At 62.5% G+C, this 15,371-nt stretch carries 10 protein-coding genes; 3 read left to right on the top strand and 7 right to left on the bottom strand.

Annotated elements, in window-relative coordinates; all coding sequences use genetic code 11:
• Positions 1–48: 48 nt before the first annotated feature.
• The 6 genes from LT42_RS03880 to LT42_RS25990 form a co-directional block, all read right to left on the bottom strand.
• On the bottom strand, positions 49–1,398 hold the full coding sequence (locus tag LT42_RS03880; protein WP_081955305.1) for a type II and III secretion system protein family protein: 1,350 nt from the start codon (positions 1,396–1,398) through the stop codon (positions 49–51).
• Entirely contained in the window at positions 1,395–3,536 is a 2,142-nt protein-coding gene (gene sctV / locus LT42_RS03875; RefSeq protein WP_037010102.1) for a type III secretion system export apparatus subunit SctV, read from the bottom strand. Before sctV ends, LT42_RS03880 begins: the two co-directional genes overlap by 4 nt.
• Positions 3,533–3,883 (bottom strand): tetratricopeptide repeat protein, encoded by a 351-nt coding sequence (locus LT42_RS03870; protein WP_037010100.1) that lies wholly within the window; start codon positions 3,881–3,883, stop codon positions 3,533–3,535. The genes sctV and LT42_RS03870 overlap by 4 nt, the downstream gene beginning before the upstream one ends.
• Positions 3,883–4,242 (bottom strand): hypothetical protein, encoded by a 360-nt coding sequence (locus tag LT42_RS03865; protein WP_037010098.1) that lies wholly within the window; start codon positions 4,240–4,242, stop codon positions 3,883–3,885. Before LT42_RS03865 ends, LT42_RS03870 begins: the two co-directional genes overlap by 1 nt.
• On the bottom strand, positions 4,239–5,195 hold the full coding sequence (locus LT42_RS03860) for a SctD/MshK family protein (RefSeq protein WP_037010096.1): 957 nt from the start codon (positions 5,193–5,195) through the stop codon (positions 4,239–4,241). Before LT42_RS03860 ends, LT42_RS03865 begins: the two co-directional genes overlap by 4 nt.
• Positions 5,196–5,308: 113 nt before the next feature.
• Positions 5,309–5,473, bottom strand: coding sequence for a hypothetical protein (locus LT42_RS25990; protein WP_162835389.1), 165 nt, complete (start codon positions 5,471–5,473; stop codon positions 5,309–5,311).
• 807 nt (positions 5,474–6,280) lie between these two features.
• On the opposite strand from LT42_RS25990, the gene LT42_RS03855 reads away from it, so the two are divergent.
• The gene (locus tag LT42_RS03855; RefSeq protein ID WP_037010094.1) at positions 6,281–9,484 is read left to right on the top strand and encodes a hypothetical protein; all 3,204 of its coding nucleotides are present in this window, start codon (positions 6,281–6,283) and stop codon (positions 9,482–9,484) included.
• A 105-nt stretch (positions 9,485–9,589) separates the two neighbouring features.
• The gene (locus LT42_RS03850; RefSeq protein WP_037010092.1) at positions 9,590–12,583 is read left to right on the top strand and encodes a type III effector HrpK domain-containing protein; all 2,994 of its coding nucleotides are present in this window, start codon (positions 9,590–9,592) and stop codon (positions 12,581–12,583) included.
• 78 nt (positions 12,584–12,661) lie between these two features.
• Here LT42_RS03850 and LT42_RS03845 read toward each other — a convergent pair whose 3' ends face one another.
• Positions 12,662–13,126 carry a hypothetical protein gene (locus LT42_RS03845; RefSeq protein WP_037010091.1) on the bottom strand — a complete coding sequence of 155 codons (465 nt, stop codon included), beginning with the start codon at positions 13,124–13,126 and terminating at the stop codon, positions 12,662–12,664.
• A gap of 249 nt (positions 13,127–13,375) precedes the next feature.
• On the opposite strand from LT42_RS03845, the gene LT42_RS03840 reads away from it, so the two are divergent.
• Complete coding sequence (locus tag LT42_RS03840; RefSeq protein WP_208855900.1) at positions 13,376–13,954, top strand: DUF1349 domain-containing protein; 579 nt, start codon at positions 13,376–13,378, stop codon at positions 13,952–13,954.
• Positions 13,955–15,371: the final 1,417 nt, after the last annotated feature.

The raw sequence follows: 15,371 nt of genomic DNA, 5'->3' as shown, positions 1-15,371 counted from the left end.
AGAAGGGACGCCGTGATGTACCTGCACGCATGTTGATGGCCGCCCCTTTCATTTCATGTAAAACCCGAACAGCCCGCCGTTGCGGGGCCCGGCGGAAGCCGTGGTCGCAGCGCCGGGTTTGGCAGCGCCGGGCATCGCATCCAGCGGCGTGGCCAGGGTGCGCGAACGCACCGGCTGCACCAGATAAGGGGTGATGAGGATCACCAGCTCGGTTTCGTTGCGCTGGAACCGCTTGGAGCGAAACAGATTGCCGAGGATCGGCATGTCGCCAAGCATCGGCACTTTCTCGACGTCCTGGCTGCTCTCGCGCTGAAACAGACCGGCAATGGCGAAGGTCTGGCCGCTGCCGACTTCTACCCGCGTGTCGGCGCGCCGCACCCTGAACGACGGCACCTGATAACCGCCGACACTGACCGTATTGGTGCTCATCAGGCTGCTCACCTCCGGCCGCACCTGCAAGGCGATGCGATCGTTCGGCAGCACCGTCGGGCTGAACAGCAGCGAGACGCCGTACTGCTTGTATTCGATGCCGACCAGATCGCGGTTGACCGGCACCGGTACTGCCACCTCGCCACCGGCAAGGAAGCTTGCGGTCTGCCCGGTCATGGCGGTGATGTTCGGTTCGGCCAGCACTTCAAGAATGCCGTTGTTCTGCAGTGCTTCGAGCATGGCGTCGATGTTCACGTTGCCGGAGGCCAACCCGGCGCTGATCACATTGGACGCACCGCTGGCGGCATCCGCGGCCAGGGCACCGCCGGTGAGCAAGCCAAAGGAAAACGTGCCGTTGTTGAACAGTGCGTTCCAGTTGACGCCGTAGCGCAACAGCTCGGACCGCGAGACCTCGGCAAAGCGCACGCGGATATTGACCTGCGCCGAGCCCGCGTAAGAGGCGTCGTTGATGGCCGTTTTGAAAACCTGGTCCTGCGCGCCCAGCAGGGCATTCAGATCGGTCGCTTCTCCCACGCTTCTCACGCTGCCGCTGGCCACCACGCGGTTGCCAGCCCCGCTGACGCGCGCCGAACTGCCCGGGTTGAGGGCCTGTAACGAGCGACTGATGCCCTGGGTCGCGCTGTTCACCGCCAGATTGAGGCTGGCCAGTTGTTCGCCGTCCGGCCCCAGTGCGATCAAGCTGGTTTCGCCCGGCGCCTTGCCGAACACATAGATGACACCGGGCGACACCACTTGCAGGTCGGCAATGCCCGGCTCCGCCACCAGCACTGAATCCACCGGTGCCTTGAAGCTGAGGATGCGTCCTTCACCGGAGGCCAGGTCGAGGGTGCCGGTGCTGCCTTTGGCGATGGTCTGGGCGCAGGCGATGGCGGGCGCCACCAACGTCGTGACAGCTGCCAGGCAAAGGCCAACAGCCGCCTGTGCAGAAAAACCGGAGTAACGCGTCATGAAGCACTCGCCATGGAGGTAATGGGAACGCCGCTGGCACTGCGGCGCTGGGTAATTTCATTGAGGCTGATGGTGCCGATCGCCTGAAGGTTGTATTCGCCGGCCAGTTCGCGAAACGACAGCACGGCCAACTCCAGCTCGCCGCGTACGACGAGACGGCGCATGGCCCGACGCAACTCCGGGTGCACCAGCAACACGGCGTGTTGATCCTCGGTCAGGCGCTCGCACGCATGCCGCAGCTGCACCAGCAGCGCGCGGTTGTGGTGTTCCGGGAAGGCATCGCGGGTGGTTTCCTGACGGCGCAGCGAGTTGCGCAATTGTTCTTCCAGCCCCGGGGTCAGGACAAAGGCGCTGATCACCCGGTTGTGATCGGCGAACTGATGGCTGATCTGGCGCGCCAGTGAAGCGCGCAACTGCTCGGCCAGGCGCAGGGCGTCAGGTTCGCGCGCGCCCCACTCGACCATGGCTTCGAGCAGCGAACGCTGATTGCGGATCGACACGCCCTCGGCGATCAGCAGGCGCAACACCTCGGCCACCCGCTGCAACGGCAGGATCCGCAGGACTTCCTTGACCAGTTCGCCGTAGGTGTTTTCCAGTCGCTCAAGCACGCCACGGGTTTCCTGAATGCCGAGGAAGTCCGCTGCGTAGCGGCGCAAGGCCCGTTCCAGCACCGCACGCAGGACTTCATCGACCCGCATGAAGCCGATGCCGGCGCCCTGCAGCGCGTCCTCGTGGTGCCGCTCGGTCCATTGCGCCGGGCGCCGGTTCAACGGCGATTCGGCGTCCAGTGTCGGCACCTCAAGCAACTGCGCGTGCAGCGGATCATCGGTCAACAGCAAATAGTCCCCGGGCAACTCGCCCTCGCTCACCGGTACGCCTTCCAGTTCGATGGAAAAGCGGTTGGCCGCCATGGCCGGATCCAGATAGATCTGCGGTACAGGCACCTCGATGCCCAGGTCGGCGCGTATCGCGTGGCACAGCGCTTCTATTCGCTGACCGAGCGGCACTTGAGGGGCGGCCTGCGCCAGCCCTGCGCCCAGGCTGAGGAGCACGCGGCTGTCGAGTGGTTTGCCAAGCATCTGCATCGGCTCGGGCTGCTCCTCTTCAACGGCCTGCACTTCGACCGCCTCAGGGACGGACACGGCAGGCAGCACCTGCCCGCGGCGGTACATGACGAACGCGGCAAACCCGAAGATTATCGACAGACCGATGAACACCATCGACGGGAAGCCTGGCAACAACGCGACGCCCAGCAGGATCAGCGCGGTCAGCCCGAGGGCCATGTAGCTGGCGCCCAACTGGTGAAGGATCTCGGTGCCCAGATTGCCGTCAGTGTTGTCGTTGTTGACCCGGGTCACCACCGTGCCTGCCGCCACTGAAATAAGCAGCGCGGGGATCTGCGCGATAAGGCCGTCGCCCACCGTCAGCAGCGAGTAGGTGTGGACGGCGTCGCCGAAGGACATGCCGCGCTCGAGCATGCCTATCAGCATGCCGCCCAACAGGTTCACCGCCAGGATCACCAGCCCGGCGATGGCGTCGCCCTTGACGAACTTCATGGCCCCGTCCATGGCGCCGAACATCTGGCTTTCCTGCTCCAGGCGTGAGCGGCGGCGGCGCGCTTCCGGCTGATCGATGTCGCCGTTGCGCAGATCGTTGTCGATGCTCATCTGCTTGCCGGGCATGGCGTCAAGGGTGAAACGCGCGGCCACTTCGGCCACCCGTTCGGCGCCTTTGGTGATCACCACGAACTGCGCGACCGTGATAATCAGGAACACCACCAACCCGACCACGACTTGCCCGGCAATCACGAAATCGCCGAACGCCTTGACGATATGGCCGGCGTTGCCGTCCAGCAAAATCAGGCGCGTGGTGGTGATGGAGAGCGACAGGCGGAACAGAGTGCTGAGCAGGATCAGCGGCGGCAACGCGGAAAATTCCACCGAGTGCGAGATGTAAAAGCCAACGATCAGAATAAGGATGCTCAACGAGATGTTGAGGCCGATCAGCACGTCCACCAGCCAGGTCGGCAAGGGGATGATCATCATCACGATGGCCATCAGCATGAACGCGACGATGATGACGTCGCTGCGTCGGGCGGCAATGCGCGCCAGGCCGTTGAGCCGGTTAAGAATGATCATTGCGCGGCCCTCCTGGCAGCGAGATAACCCTTGAAACAGTCGCGGGCGCTTTCGGTACGACCGGTGCGCCACAAGGCGCGACTGCGCAACAGCAACAGGCCCGGCGAGACGCCTTGCATCTGCTCCAGTTGCTCAAGGGCACCGAGGGCGCGTTCGGGCTGGTCGCTGTCGGTGAAGGCCATCGCCAGGTTACGCAGCAGGTGCGGGTCATTCGGTGCCAGGTGCACGGCAATCAGCAGCATCACCAGACCGCGCTGCGACTGCCCGCCACGGCGGTACAGTTCGCCCATGCCTTTGAGCAGGTCGACGCAATCCTGCTCTTGCCGGGTCAGATGTTCAGCGCGCATCAGGCCTGCACCTCGGCGCGTTGCTGCTCCAGCGTGCGGCGCAGGTCGATCTCTTCACTGATCAGGTCGCCCGCCAACAGCTTGATCTGCGGCTCGGCGTCGAGACCGGGCAGTACGTGCTCCAGCACGTATTCGAGAATCTCCAGCGAGCGAGTGGTGGAAAACAGCTCTGGATTGACGCCGTCGGTGCCGGACGAGCGCTCGACGTCACCGCGCAACGCACGCCGGGCGAGCACTTCGCGCTTGTTCAGAACCGCGTCGAAGCGCGCGCCCTGGCGTTGGCTCGCGGGCTGAATAGGCTCGACGGACGAGGTTTTGTCGGACGGAGTCGGCAACAGCGGCCGTGGATCGATTCTCATAAGGTGAAGGCGAACCTTTCCGCACCGCGTGCCAGGATCACCTGATTGTTCTCGATCCGCTCCAGCGTCCAGTCGTCCGCCAGCACAGCGCCGGGGTACAGGCGCTTGCCGCTGTCACTGACCACATAAGGGTGTTCACCCAGCCAAACGGCTTGGAAGCGCACCCGGGGTTTGGCCACCTCGGTGCGCGCCGAGACATTCGAATGCAGCACCACGTGCTGGCCAAACCGTGCGTCGAACGCTTGTTGCACGCTCGTCCAGCGGCTTTTGTCCGCAGGGTCGTAGCGGCCCTCTACGCTTAGCTGGTCGCCGGTTTCGTTGACAGTGATGTGCGTCAGGCTGGCGGTATCGAGCTGTTGCTCCAGCCAGACCTTTGCCTGAGCGGCACTCGCACGATTCCGCTCGTCATTAAGGCCGAGCACGGTGCGGTTGCCGTCGGGCGTCGAGAGGCCAGGCGATGCTTGCGATGCTTGCGGGTGTCCGCGATAGGCGAACGCGCCGACACACAGGCACATCAGCACAAGGGCAATAACCCACTGCGCTTTATTCCGCCAGATGGGTGCGGCCGTATCTGCAGCCCGTGCGCCAGCCGGCGGTGGGCTGAGGGTCAGCACGGCAGCGCCGACCCTGACCGTAAGGGGCAGTCGGGCGCGGTGGCCGCTGCCCACTGGAATGCGTATCTCCTGACCGTGGCGCGCGACGACGATGACGTCGCCGCAAAGCGCTTCGACAGCCACCTGACCTGCTGCGAAGCGCAACGCCAGATGCCGCGCGGCAATGCCGGGGTCGCTGAGGAGCAAATCAACATCGCCAGCGCTGCCAACCGTATAAACAGGGTTTTCAAGCGCCAGGCTTACCCCTCGGTGCAGGCCGTGGGTGATGCTCAGCAGTGGAATGGGTGTGACGCGTGCCGACGGATCAGGCAGCGATGTCAGGGAAATCTGGGCGGTCATACCGTGTTACCCGGGTCGAGTGCGCAGGCAAGAGGCGAGTCGGACGCCGAAAAGGTGTAGCTCAATGAGGCAGATGGAATGCGAGCAGCCGGGCGGCTGCTCGCATCACGGCGTCAGTTCTGAGGCCGTTGTTTGGTCGCGTCGAGCTCGGCTTTCTTGGCCGTGGTCAGCTCAGTGATCTTTGCCGACTTCTCGATAGCCATGTTGAACGTGGCTTCCATTTTTGCGATCGCTGCATCTGCGCCGCCGCCGGAGCTTGCTGGAGGGACTTCACTCATTGTGTATCTCCTTACAGGGATGGGGGAATGTCTTCAGCCGCATTGCGGCGCTTGCTTAGTGCGTGCCTCACCATAAAGCCGAATTGTTACAAATAAACTTCAGCACTTGCGTTGCACCAATCAATATTAGGCGGGGGCATTTTTTAGTTGTTGTGAAAACTTGTGAAATACCGGGATTCGATTCACTGCGCTACTTTATTGCGCCGCAATGTCATATTGCCTGTATCTGTAAACAAAGGCCGAGACCGTTGTTATTGATCGAATCTGATGAAACTCTGCTTTCCCCCGTTAGTTAGAATGAAGTTATTCAGTCAAAGGAGTGGCGCCATATTTGTGGCGAATACAATGTTGGCCATGGTGCTCATGTAGACCGGCCCGCCAGCCCTGACGCAATGGGCTCCCGCTGTGAATTGTTGTGAAAAAGCCGGCAGCACGCGCCGATTTCCGGAGCACTCTGCTAGGGTTTCAGCCTTGTTGTGAGCCCACCTGCGAATTCATGCGCAACCATAACGCACTCAACGCCTGAACTGTTTTGAAGTCAGTCCATTGTTCCGGGGCCCTTCATATTTGCCGGTTGAACGTTGCGCTGAATCGTCGCGTATATCCATGTATGGTCGGCTCGTTGCCCGGACTTCATCGTCACGTCATATCGGAGTGCCGATAATTAACCGCTGTGCCGCTCACACTTCAACGCACACTGTTTATCCAGTTTTTGATAGATGCCGGCGCGACGTGCCAGTGAACAGCCTGGCGCTGTGCCCCGCCTCTTAGTTGTGCCCTACCGATAAAAAGCAGGAGTTCAATCGCATGCCGACACGCCCTTTGGATAGCACCCCCGAGCTGAAATCGCGGCCGCTCGCCACCGTGCCGAAAAACCTGTTCGCCGCTGTTCTGAAGACCAGCGCCAGGCTGGCCGATCAGTATCGACCTGCGACCGCCGATGAAAAGGCGCCTGCGCTCAAGGACTACAAAACCATCGAGGAGCCCGGCACCCTCGCCGCCGACACCGTCCGCTTCGTCACCCAGGACGGCCAGCAAGTGATAGTCAGCAAGTCCACCAACCCGACGCTGTACAAGCAGGTCGTCGAAGACCGCGCGGCATTGCAGGGCATCAACAAAAGCCTCGCCGAAGGTTACGAGCTGGGGACGGCAGACACGGCGGTGCCGGACACGCTGGGCAGTTACCGCTTTATCGGCCCGCCCGATCAGGAGGGTCCGGGCCTGATTCGGTATGTGACCCAGGACGGCAAGCACGTGATCCTCGCCGAACAGAACAATCCGGAGGCGTTCAAGCAAGTGTCCGAGGCTTACAAGACGTTGAGCGCGGTCAACGCCAGCGAACATGTCGGCTACCGTCGCGCCACCGACAACGAAGTCTGGCCGCCCTACGCCGGCACCGCCGTGGGGCCCGCCGACGAAGTGGGTCCGGGCCTGATTCGCTACGACAACGGGGGCAGCAAGGTCATCGTCGCACGCGATGACAATCCCAAGTTGTTCGATTACCTGAAGTCGCTGCATGAGGTCATCAACGATCCGGCCAAGTCCGGCGACATCAACACCGCCGTTTCCGGCGGTGCCACCCTTGCCGATCAAGGCACTCAGGCGCCAGCGCTCAACGATTACAAAAACTTCTACTGGACCGTCGGCCAGGAGGGCGAAACCCTCACTTACGAACTGCAAGACGGTAGCCGCGTAGTGGTCTCCAAAGACCTCACCCCCGAGTTGTTCAAAAGCGCCAGCACCGCCAACGAGACCTGGAGCCAGATCCACACCAGCGAGGCCGAAGGCTACAAGCTGGCCGGCCCCAACGACTTTCTGAAAAACGTCGACATGACCTTCGGCTCGCCGGACGACCTGGGCAACGGCTTGATCCGCTACGAAACCAGCGAAGGCAAGGTCATCGTTTCAAAGGCGCTGAGCCCGCAGCTGTATGACGACGTCGTCGCCAAGTGGGATGCCTGGACCAAGACCGGTGTCGACGACACCCGCGCCAAGGCCAACCTGCCTCCCGAAGCCGAGCTGGACGTGCTCAACCTCGGTACCGGCGTCAAGGCCGATCCCAAGGATGACCAGTCTCCCGAGCTGACCGTCAGCGAACTGGCCACCCAGGAGCTGCTCGACAAGTACCGCAAGGGCGTGCAGGACGGTTCTATCGGCAAGGACGACCCCCGCGCTCAGCTGGTGCGCGCGCTGGAAGCGCAAGCGGCCTATCAGAACGGCCGCGGCCTGACCGGCTATGAAGAAGATCCCGGCTTCTTCGGCGGCACCTGGCGAGTCTTTGACGACCACCAGACCCAGCTCTCGTCCGCCGACATGCACGACATCATCGACGGCCCCAAGCTGCAGGAGCGGATCAGCGCCCTGTTCTCCGATCCCGGCGTCACTGCGGATTACAAGGCCAGCATGGACGGTGCGATCAATCGCATCCCGAACAAGGACGCGGTCAAACAAAAGCTTCTCGACCTGACCGCCAACCCGGACTACGTAACCTACCTCAAGGACCTGCAGAAACAAGGCAAGGCCCATGAGGCGCAACAGGACCTGAGCGACACGTTGACCGCGCTGTCGCTGTTCGACCCGGACGCCGCAACCAAAGCCGCACAGAACATCCAGGCCGACGGCTTGACCAGCGACCTCAACGACCTGATCAGCGACCCGGGCAAGGTCTCCGACGAGAACAAGGAGCTGGCCACCAAGGACCTCTTCGGTCTGCTGAAAAGCGTGCTCAAGGGCGAGTTGCTTGACCTGCCCCGCCGCACCCAGGAAACCATCGAGAAGTTTCTTGAAGAAGGACTGGGCGACAAGAAGAAATCCTCTGCGGTGAGCAAAGCGCTGGCAGAGCTGGGCGAAGCCTACAAAACCCATGGCAGCATTTCCGAGGCGGACATCAAAACTGCGCTCTCCAAGCCCTATGTGGCGATCGCTGATCGCGGTCAGCTGGGCGAGGTCTTCAATGCGCTGAACAACAAAGGCGTACTCGGCTCGATGGGGGCCGGCGTCTCACTGTTCTCGGGCATTTACCAGCTTGCCGGCAACGGCGGCAAGCTGGCCGAAACGCCGTTGCAACGGCTGGCAATCGCCAAGGACTTCCTCAGCTTCGCGGGCGCGGGCAGCCACTTCGTCAAGCTCGGCGACGCGATTGCCGACCTGGTCGGCAAAGGCGGCATGGTCGACTTCCTCGGGCTCGACAAGACGCTTCCGGAAATCTGGGGCAATGACAAAGCCCCGACCATGGTCGACGTTCGCGATCCCAAGCTTTCCGACGCGATGAAAACCAAAATCAGCAGCGCGCTGGACATCACGCCCGACATTTCGTCGGTGCTGGGCGACGGCGCGGGCACCTTCGCCGATGCGGAGAAAGTCCAGGGCGGCATCACCCAGCGTCTCGATGACGCTGTCACCGGCGCCGGCGGTGCCAAGCTGGGCGCCGGCAAGGCGGGCAAGATCGCCGGTTCGGTGATCAAAGTGCTCGGCCCGGCCAGCGACGTGGTGGGCGGGTTCGCCGACATCGTGCTGGGCGCCTTCACCATCAAAAGCGGCATTGAATCCGGTGACCCGCTGGCCAAGGCCGCTGGCGGGCTGCAGATCGCCGCCGGCGCCTTCGGGGCATCGGCCGGCGTGCTCGGCGCGGCGGCGTTGGTGGGAGCAGGTTCGGCAGCGGCATTGACGGGGCCTTTCTTCCTGGTCGGCGTGGTCCTGGCGGTGATCGGCGGGGTCATCGGGTTCTTCGTGGACCACAACAAGAAACAGAAAGCCAGCGAGAAGGAAAACGACTGGTACCGCGACCTGGCCGCTGACGGCCTGCTTCAGGGCGACTGGGGCGACAAGGTCGAGTACCTGCACTACTCGCTCCACGAATACGGCGAACGCGAAGCCCCGCCGGACGACAGCCTGTTTCGCTTCCAGAGCGCGGAGTGGCAGCACTTCGACGAAACACCGCAACACGACGGCTCGTCCAGCAACCGGCTGGATGACGAGCTGCACGTCGAATACGGCGAAGACAAGCGTTAGCACAGCGTTGAGAGCAGCGCCGCGGACTGTTGCGCGACCCTGCTCTCGACGGCCCACACCCGTAATGGACAACGTACTAGTGAACACCCACTTCAGGAGCCTGCCATGTCTATCCCGTCACTCGATATAACCCGGGTCGTCACCGAGGTCGCCGGCAAAGGCCAGGCCACCTGGGACAATTCCGTCGACCGTGCGAAAGCCAAAGACGCCGGTATCGAATGGGAACTGCCCGAAGACGATAACCGCTCGGCGCAGCAGATCATCGATGACAACCCGCTGCTGAAAAACCTCGGCAACCAGAGTGGCGTCAAGGACATGCTCAGGGAACGCGTTGGCGACTTCGAGAACGACCCGGACGCCGCCTTCCGTGCCGAACAGGTGCTCGACCACGTGGTGCGCTACGACGAAAACGGCCAGCGCCTGGCCGGCACTGATGTCGATGACAACCGCATCAATGGCTTCACCAAAAGTGGCCAGGCCAAACACGGCACCGAGGCCGGTCGCCTGCAGGACTTCGGCAAGGACGGTTTCGACAGCCTCAAGGGCAAGATGGAAAGCGCCAATAACGTCGGTGGCGACGCCAAGGCCCGCGAGGCAGGTGAAAGCGCCGGCATCGTCTGGGAACTGCCCAAGGATGACAAGCGCTCGGCTCAGGACATCATCGACGCCAACCCGCTGCTCAAGCATCTGGGCAACCAGAGCGGCGTCAAAGACGCATTGAAGGAACGCGTCGGGGACTTCGAGACCGACCCGAACGCTGCCTTCCGCGCGGCTCAGGTCATGGACCGGGTAGTTGGCTACGACGAAAATGGCAAAGTACTGAGCGGCAAGGACGTGGCCAACACCAGCGTCGATGGCTTCACCAAGAGCGGCGAAGCCAGGCACGGCACCGAAGCCGGGCGCTTGCAGGACTTTGGCAAATACGGCTTCGAGTCGCTGCCCAAGGCTCAGGCCAGCGAAGACATCGCCAGCTACAAGGAATTTCTCAAGGCCAAGCCCGATGCCGACGCCGGTTCAAAAGAAGTGGCCGGTTACGCGGCGATCCTTGAGCAAAAGTACGACTCCATCCGCGGCAAGACCGATGCCGGCGACACCCTCACCGCGCAGAACATCAAAGACTACAAAGACGCCAACCCTCAGCTTTCGGACAAGGAAAAAGCCGCGCTGGACTTCTGGTCGCAGCCGGGGGCTTTCAAGATACTCGACACCTCCAGCAAGCTGCTGGCCGGTGGCGCCGATGGCAAGGCCAGCAAGTCCGACATTCAGACCTGGCTGAAGAACTCGGCACCGGCCGACGCCACCGGCCTCAGCGCGCTGGTGTCGAGCGTGGTGTCGGGCAACGTGACGCACAACGTCGACACCAGCAAACTGGGCAAAGACGTCTTCGAGCACCCCGAAAACTACACCGCCGAGGAAAAGGCCGCTGTGCTGCTGGATCTTCAGAGCGCGCAGAAGCTGGTGGTCGACGGCGCCAAGGCCGGCATGTGGGGCGATGACTACGGCAAGGTGGCGATTGCCAACGGGTCCGGCGCGTTCTGGGAGCCGGACAAGGTGTTGCAGGACATCAACGACCACATCGCCATTCTGCAGAAGGATGCGCCAACGGCCGAGTTCATCAAGACCAAGGGTGACGAGTCGGTCAAGTCGCTGTTCGAGGCAAGTCCCGGCCTCAAGGATGCGGTGACCAAGACCTACGAGGACGAGATCAAATCCGGCAAGGCGCTCGACCAGGCCTGGGACGCCGCGACCAAAGACGGCAAGACCAATCAGCCAGAAGCGTTGGCCAGTTTCTACGCCACCGCCAACAGCTACCAGTCGATGCTGGGCATCGACGACAACGCCGAGATACAGGCTGCGGTGGGCAAATCTTCCCACAACGAGGACTTCAAGACGTATTACAAGGATTCGCTGGCCTCGGGCGAGCGGCTGCGTGAACTGCTGAAGACCCAGACGCCTGACGCCGCCGGGGCCACATTCAGCCTGGAAGTGGCGCTGTACAACGGCGCGCTGGACCCGGAGTTCACTAATCAATTCGACAAACAGCTCAACGACAACTTCTCCAGCATCGTCCAGGAAAACGCGTTCACCGGCGCGACCTTCGACGACCTCAAAGCCGCTTACGGCAAAGACGGCGGCGCGGATCTGGACGAAGACAAGCTGCGCGAGCGCATTGATCAGGTGCGACGCGACTCTCCTGAATTGATGATGAACAAAGACGGCACCGTTGCGACCACCGACCAAGTGGTGGCCGGCTTCCGTGGCAACTGGGACATGCTCCGCCAGGGCACCAAAGCCCTGGACAAAATGGACAAGCTCTCGGATTTCGACACCAACGGTGATGCCAAAGGCGCCTACAGCAGCGGCACCCTGCATGTTGTGAGCGGACTGTTCCTGGCCGGTGTGACCATCGCGCGTGGGACGCAGAACGGCGGCAAGCTCTCCACCAAAAACGTCGTCGACATCACCACCGGCTCCGTGCAAACCGCCACGGTACTCATCGAAGGCGGGTCAAAGGCGTATCAGCAATACCTGGACGGGGCCATCGCCAACGGCGAGAAAACCATCAAGGACATGCAAGACGGCAAGCTGCCCAGTGACCTGCTGGACAAGGCCAAGGAAAACGTCAAGGACGGCAAGAACTACAAGGCGGTGGCGAAGAACTTCGAGGAGAGCGCCAAAGGCATCGGTGGCCTGGCGGGCATTGCGGCGGGTGCGTACAGCATCTTCGACGGCGTTCAGGCGATCCGTCGCGGCGACGCGCTGACCGGCGGCTTCAACATCACGGCCGGGTCGCTGGGCGTGCTCGCAGGCTCGGCCTCGGCGGTCGAGGGCAGCATGGCGCTGCTGGGCATCACCCGCTTCATGCCGGCGGTCGCGTCGGCGGCGGGCGTGCTGGGTTTCCTCGGCGCTGGGGTTGCGGTGCTGGGGGCGATCATCCCGGGGCTGGTCAAAGAAGGTCAGCAGCAGGCCAAGGCCGATGACTTCGCCCAGGTGTTGGGTGATTCGATCGAGCGCTACGGGATTGACGGGGTAAAAGACGGCACCATCAGCGACATCCCGACCAAGGATTGGCCGGGCGGCGAGACCTGGACGTCATAAGATCAGGCATTGCGTCACGAAAAACCCGGGCCAATGCCCGGTTTTTTTTATGCCTCGTCCACCAGCGCTTGCTGGAAGTCAGTTACTCGGCCGCTGCTTGGTCGAGTCCAGTTCAGCCTTTTTGCCGGTAGTGATCTCAGTGATCTGCGCCGACTTGGCAATCGCCAGATCGAAGGTGTCCTGCATCCTGGCAATCGCTTCGGTCGCCGTGCCTTTCAGCCCGCCGTTGGCCGCCCAGTCGAAATTCCATACGCCGGACAGGTTGTCGACGCCCGCCACGTCGTGGGTTTCGATGGAGGTGAAGACGTCAGGGTGGCGCTGCAGGTACTTCGCTGCATCAGACACTTCGGCCGGCACCTTGCCTGATGTGTTGTCAGCGACCTTGGCAAGTTCCTGCAGGGTGATGGCGGACTTGCCGGTCTGGCGCATGTAATCGGCGACGATTTTGCTGGACCGGGCAATGTCCAGCTTGGCGTCGAACGCGGAAGTCGATGACTTCGGGTTGCTTGGTGAGCCTCCAGCAGGGGTTATGGGGGTAGACATCGGCGCTGCTCCGTCAGTGAGGTGGGCATCGTCCCGCTGACGAAGCTCCGGGCAAAACGCTAGCACGCCGACAGGTTATTTATGAGGCGCTTCACAACGTTTCACAGAGCGCTAATAACGCCTGCGACGGTTGGAACGGGACGACGTTGCCAGACGTCCAATCACGTCAATGAAGGCCCATCAGCCAGGGAGACTACCGTGGTAGCAGAATCGCAAGGCCATCCGCCCCTTCAGCAGGTCGGGGCGTCCATCTGGGACGCATTCACCTGGCTGAATCAACCTGATCACTGGGTCGCGCACCCGGACGGATCGCTTGAGGTCACCACCAGGCTGCAGACCGATTTCTGGCGCGAAACCCACTACGGTTTTGTGCGCGATAGCGGGCACTTCTTCGGCGTCAAGGCAGCCGGTGGCTTCACTGCGCAGGTCAGGATCAATGCCGACTTTCGCGAGCTTTACGATCAGGCCGGGCTCATGGTCAGGCTGGATGAACGGACGTGGATCAAGGCCGGCATCGAGTTCAACGACGGCGACCCGATGATCAGCAGCGTGCTCACCGAGGGCCGGTCCGACTGGGCGCCGGGCTCGTTTAACGGTGATCCGCGTGATTTTTGGCTCAGGGTCACCGCCGCTGATGGCGTCCTGCGCCTGCAGTACTCCACCGATGGCGTGAAGTGGCCCTTGCTTCGGCTCGCCCCGTTCCCCGAAGCGGACGTTTATGAGGTCGGCCCTTTTTGCTGCACGCCACAGCGCCAGGGGTTGCAGGTGCGCTTTTCAAAGTGGGCCCTGGGCCCTGCTCTGAAGCGCGAGCTGCACGATTTGAGCTAAGCCGGCCCGTCATGGCGCCCGGTTGAAATGTCCAAAATCATCAGGCCTGTTCAACCGCCGAGGGCGCGCACGGCGCAGACCCGATGCGTTGCCGCCGAGGGCGCATACGATGCAAAAGCCATGCGCTGCCGCCGAGGTGGGTACTGCGCGGACCCGGTGCAGGAGCGCGCTTGCCCGCGAAGGGGCCGGTACATCCGCCGCACTGTTCCACTGTGGGACCGGCCTTAGCCGGGAAGACGGCATCATTCACTCCGCGAAATTGACGGTGTGCATAAAGTCCCCTTCCCGGCTAAAGCCGGTCCCACCAAAGCCCCGTTTCGCACCACGCATTACGTCGAGTTGTCGTCGCGACGCGTGTCTGCCTGACCCGACGTCATTCGCGGGCAAGCGCGCTCCTACAGTTGGTCTTGGCTTGGCTTGAGGTCGGTGTTGCCCGGCCAACCTGTTTCCTTGATGCGGGCCTGGCCCGATACCGATTGCGCCCGGCGGACATGATCACTGTAGGAGCCGGCTTGCTGGCGAACCCGGCGGCCTGCAACCCATGCGTTGGCGCCGACGGCGGCGCGGACCCGGTGTAGGAGCGCGCTTGCCCGCGAAGGGGCCGGTACATTCGGCGCAGCGTTCCACTGTGGGACCGGCTTTAGCCGGGAAGACGGCATTATTGACTCCGCGAAATTGACGGTGTGCACAAGGTCCTCTTCCCGGCTAAAGCCGGTCCCACCAAAGCCCCGTTTCGCACCACGCATTACGTCGAATTGTCGTCGCGACGCGTGTCTGCCTGACCCGACGTCATTCGCGGGCAAGCGCGCTCCTACAGGTGGTCTTGGCTTGGCTTGAGGTCGGTGTTGCCCGGCCAACCTGTGTACTTTATGCGGGCCTGGCCCGATACTGATTGCGCCCGGCGGACATGATCACTGTAGGAGCCGGCTTGCTGGCGAACCCGGCGGCCTGCAATCCATGCGTTGGCGCCGACGGCGGCGCAGACCCGGTGTAGGAGCGCGCTTGCCCGCGAAGGGGCCGGTACATCCGCCGCAGTGATCCATTTTGGGACCGGGTTCAGCCGGGAAGACGGCATTATTGACTCCGCGAAATTGACGGTGTGCATAAGGTCCTCTTCCCGGCTGAAGCCGGTCCCACCAAAGCCCCGTTTCGCACCACGCATTACGTCGAGTTGCCGTCGCGACGCGTGTCTGCCTGACCCGACGTCATTCGCGGGCAAGCGCGCTCCTACAGGTGGTCTTGGCTTGGCTTGGTCGGTGTTGCCCGGCCAACCTGTTTACTTGATGCGGGCCTGGCCCGATACCGATTGCGCCCGGCGGACATGATCACTGTAAGAGCCGGCTTGCTGGCGAACCCGGCGGCCTGCAACCCATGCGTTGGCGCCGACGGCGGCGCAGACCCGGTGTAGGAGCGCGCT

The sequence above is a fragment of the Pseudomonas lutea genome (assembly GCF_000759445.1).
Taxonomy (GTDB): Bacteria; Pseudomonadota; Gammaproteobacteria; order Pseudomonadales; family Pseudomonadaceae; genus Aquipseudomonas; species Aquipseudomonas lutea.
Note: the sequence above shows the minus strand (reverse complement) of the source record. Positions and strands in the feature narration are given on the sequence as shown.

Bases quoted from the DNA above. Each gene is read 5' to 3' on its own strand.
- LT42_RS03845 (WP_037010091.1), bottom strand. From the start codon at position 13,126: ATGTCTACCCCCATAACCCCTGCTGGAGGCTCACCAAGCAACCCGAAG.
- LT42_RS25990 (WP_162835389.1), bottom strand. From the start codon at position 5,473: ATGAGTGAAGTCCCTCCAGCAAGCTCCGGCGGCGGCGCAGATGCAGCG.
- LT42_RS03880 (WP_081955305.1), bottom strand. From the start codon at position 1,398: ATGACGCGTTACTCCGGTTTTTCTGCACAGGCGGCTGTTGGCCTTTGC.
- LT42_RS03850 (WP_037010092.1), top strand. From the start codon at position 9,590: ATGTCTATCCCGTCACTCGATATAACCCGGGTCGTCACCGAGGTCGCC.
- LT42_RS03860 (WP_037010096.1), bottom strand. From the start codon at position 5,195: ATGACCGCCCAGATTTCCCTGACATCGCTGCCTGATCCGTCGGCACGC.
- LT42_RS03855 (WP_037010094.1), top strand. From the start codon at position 6,281: ATGCCGACACGCCCTTTGGATAGCACCCCCGAGCTGAAATCGCGGCCG.
- LT42_RS03865 (WP_037010098.1), bottom strand. From the start codon at position 4,242: ATGAGAATCGATCCACGGCCGCTGTTGCCGACTCCGTCCGACAAAACC.
- sctV (WP_037010102.1), bottom strand. From the start codon at position 3,536: ATGATCATTCTTAACCGGCTCAACGGCCTGGCGCGCATTGCCGCCCGA.
- LT42_RS03870 (WP_037010100.1), bottom strand. From the start codon at position 3,883: ATGCGCGCTGAACATCTGACCCGGCAAGAGCAGGATTGCGTCGACCTG.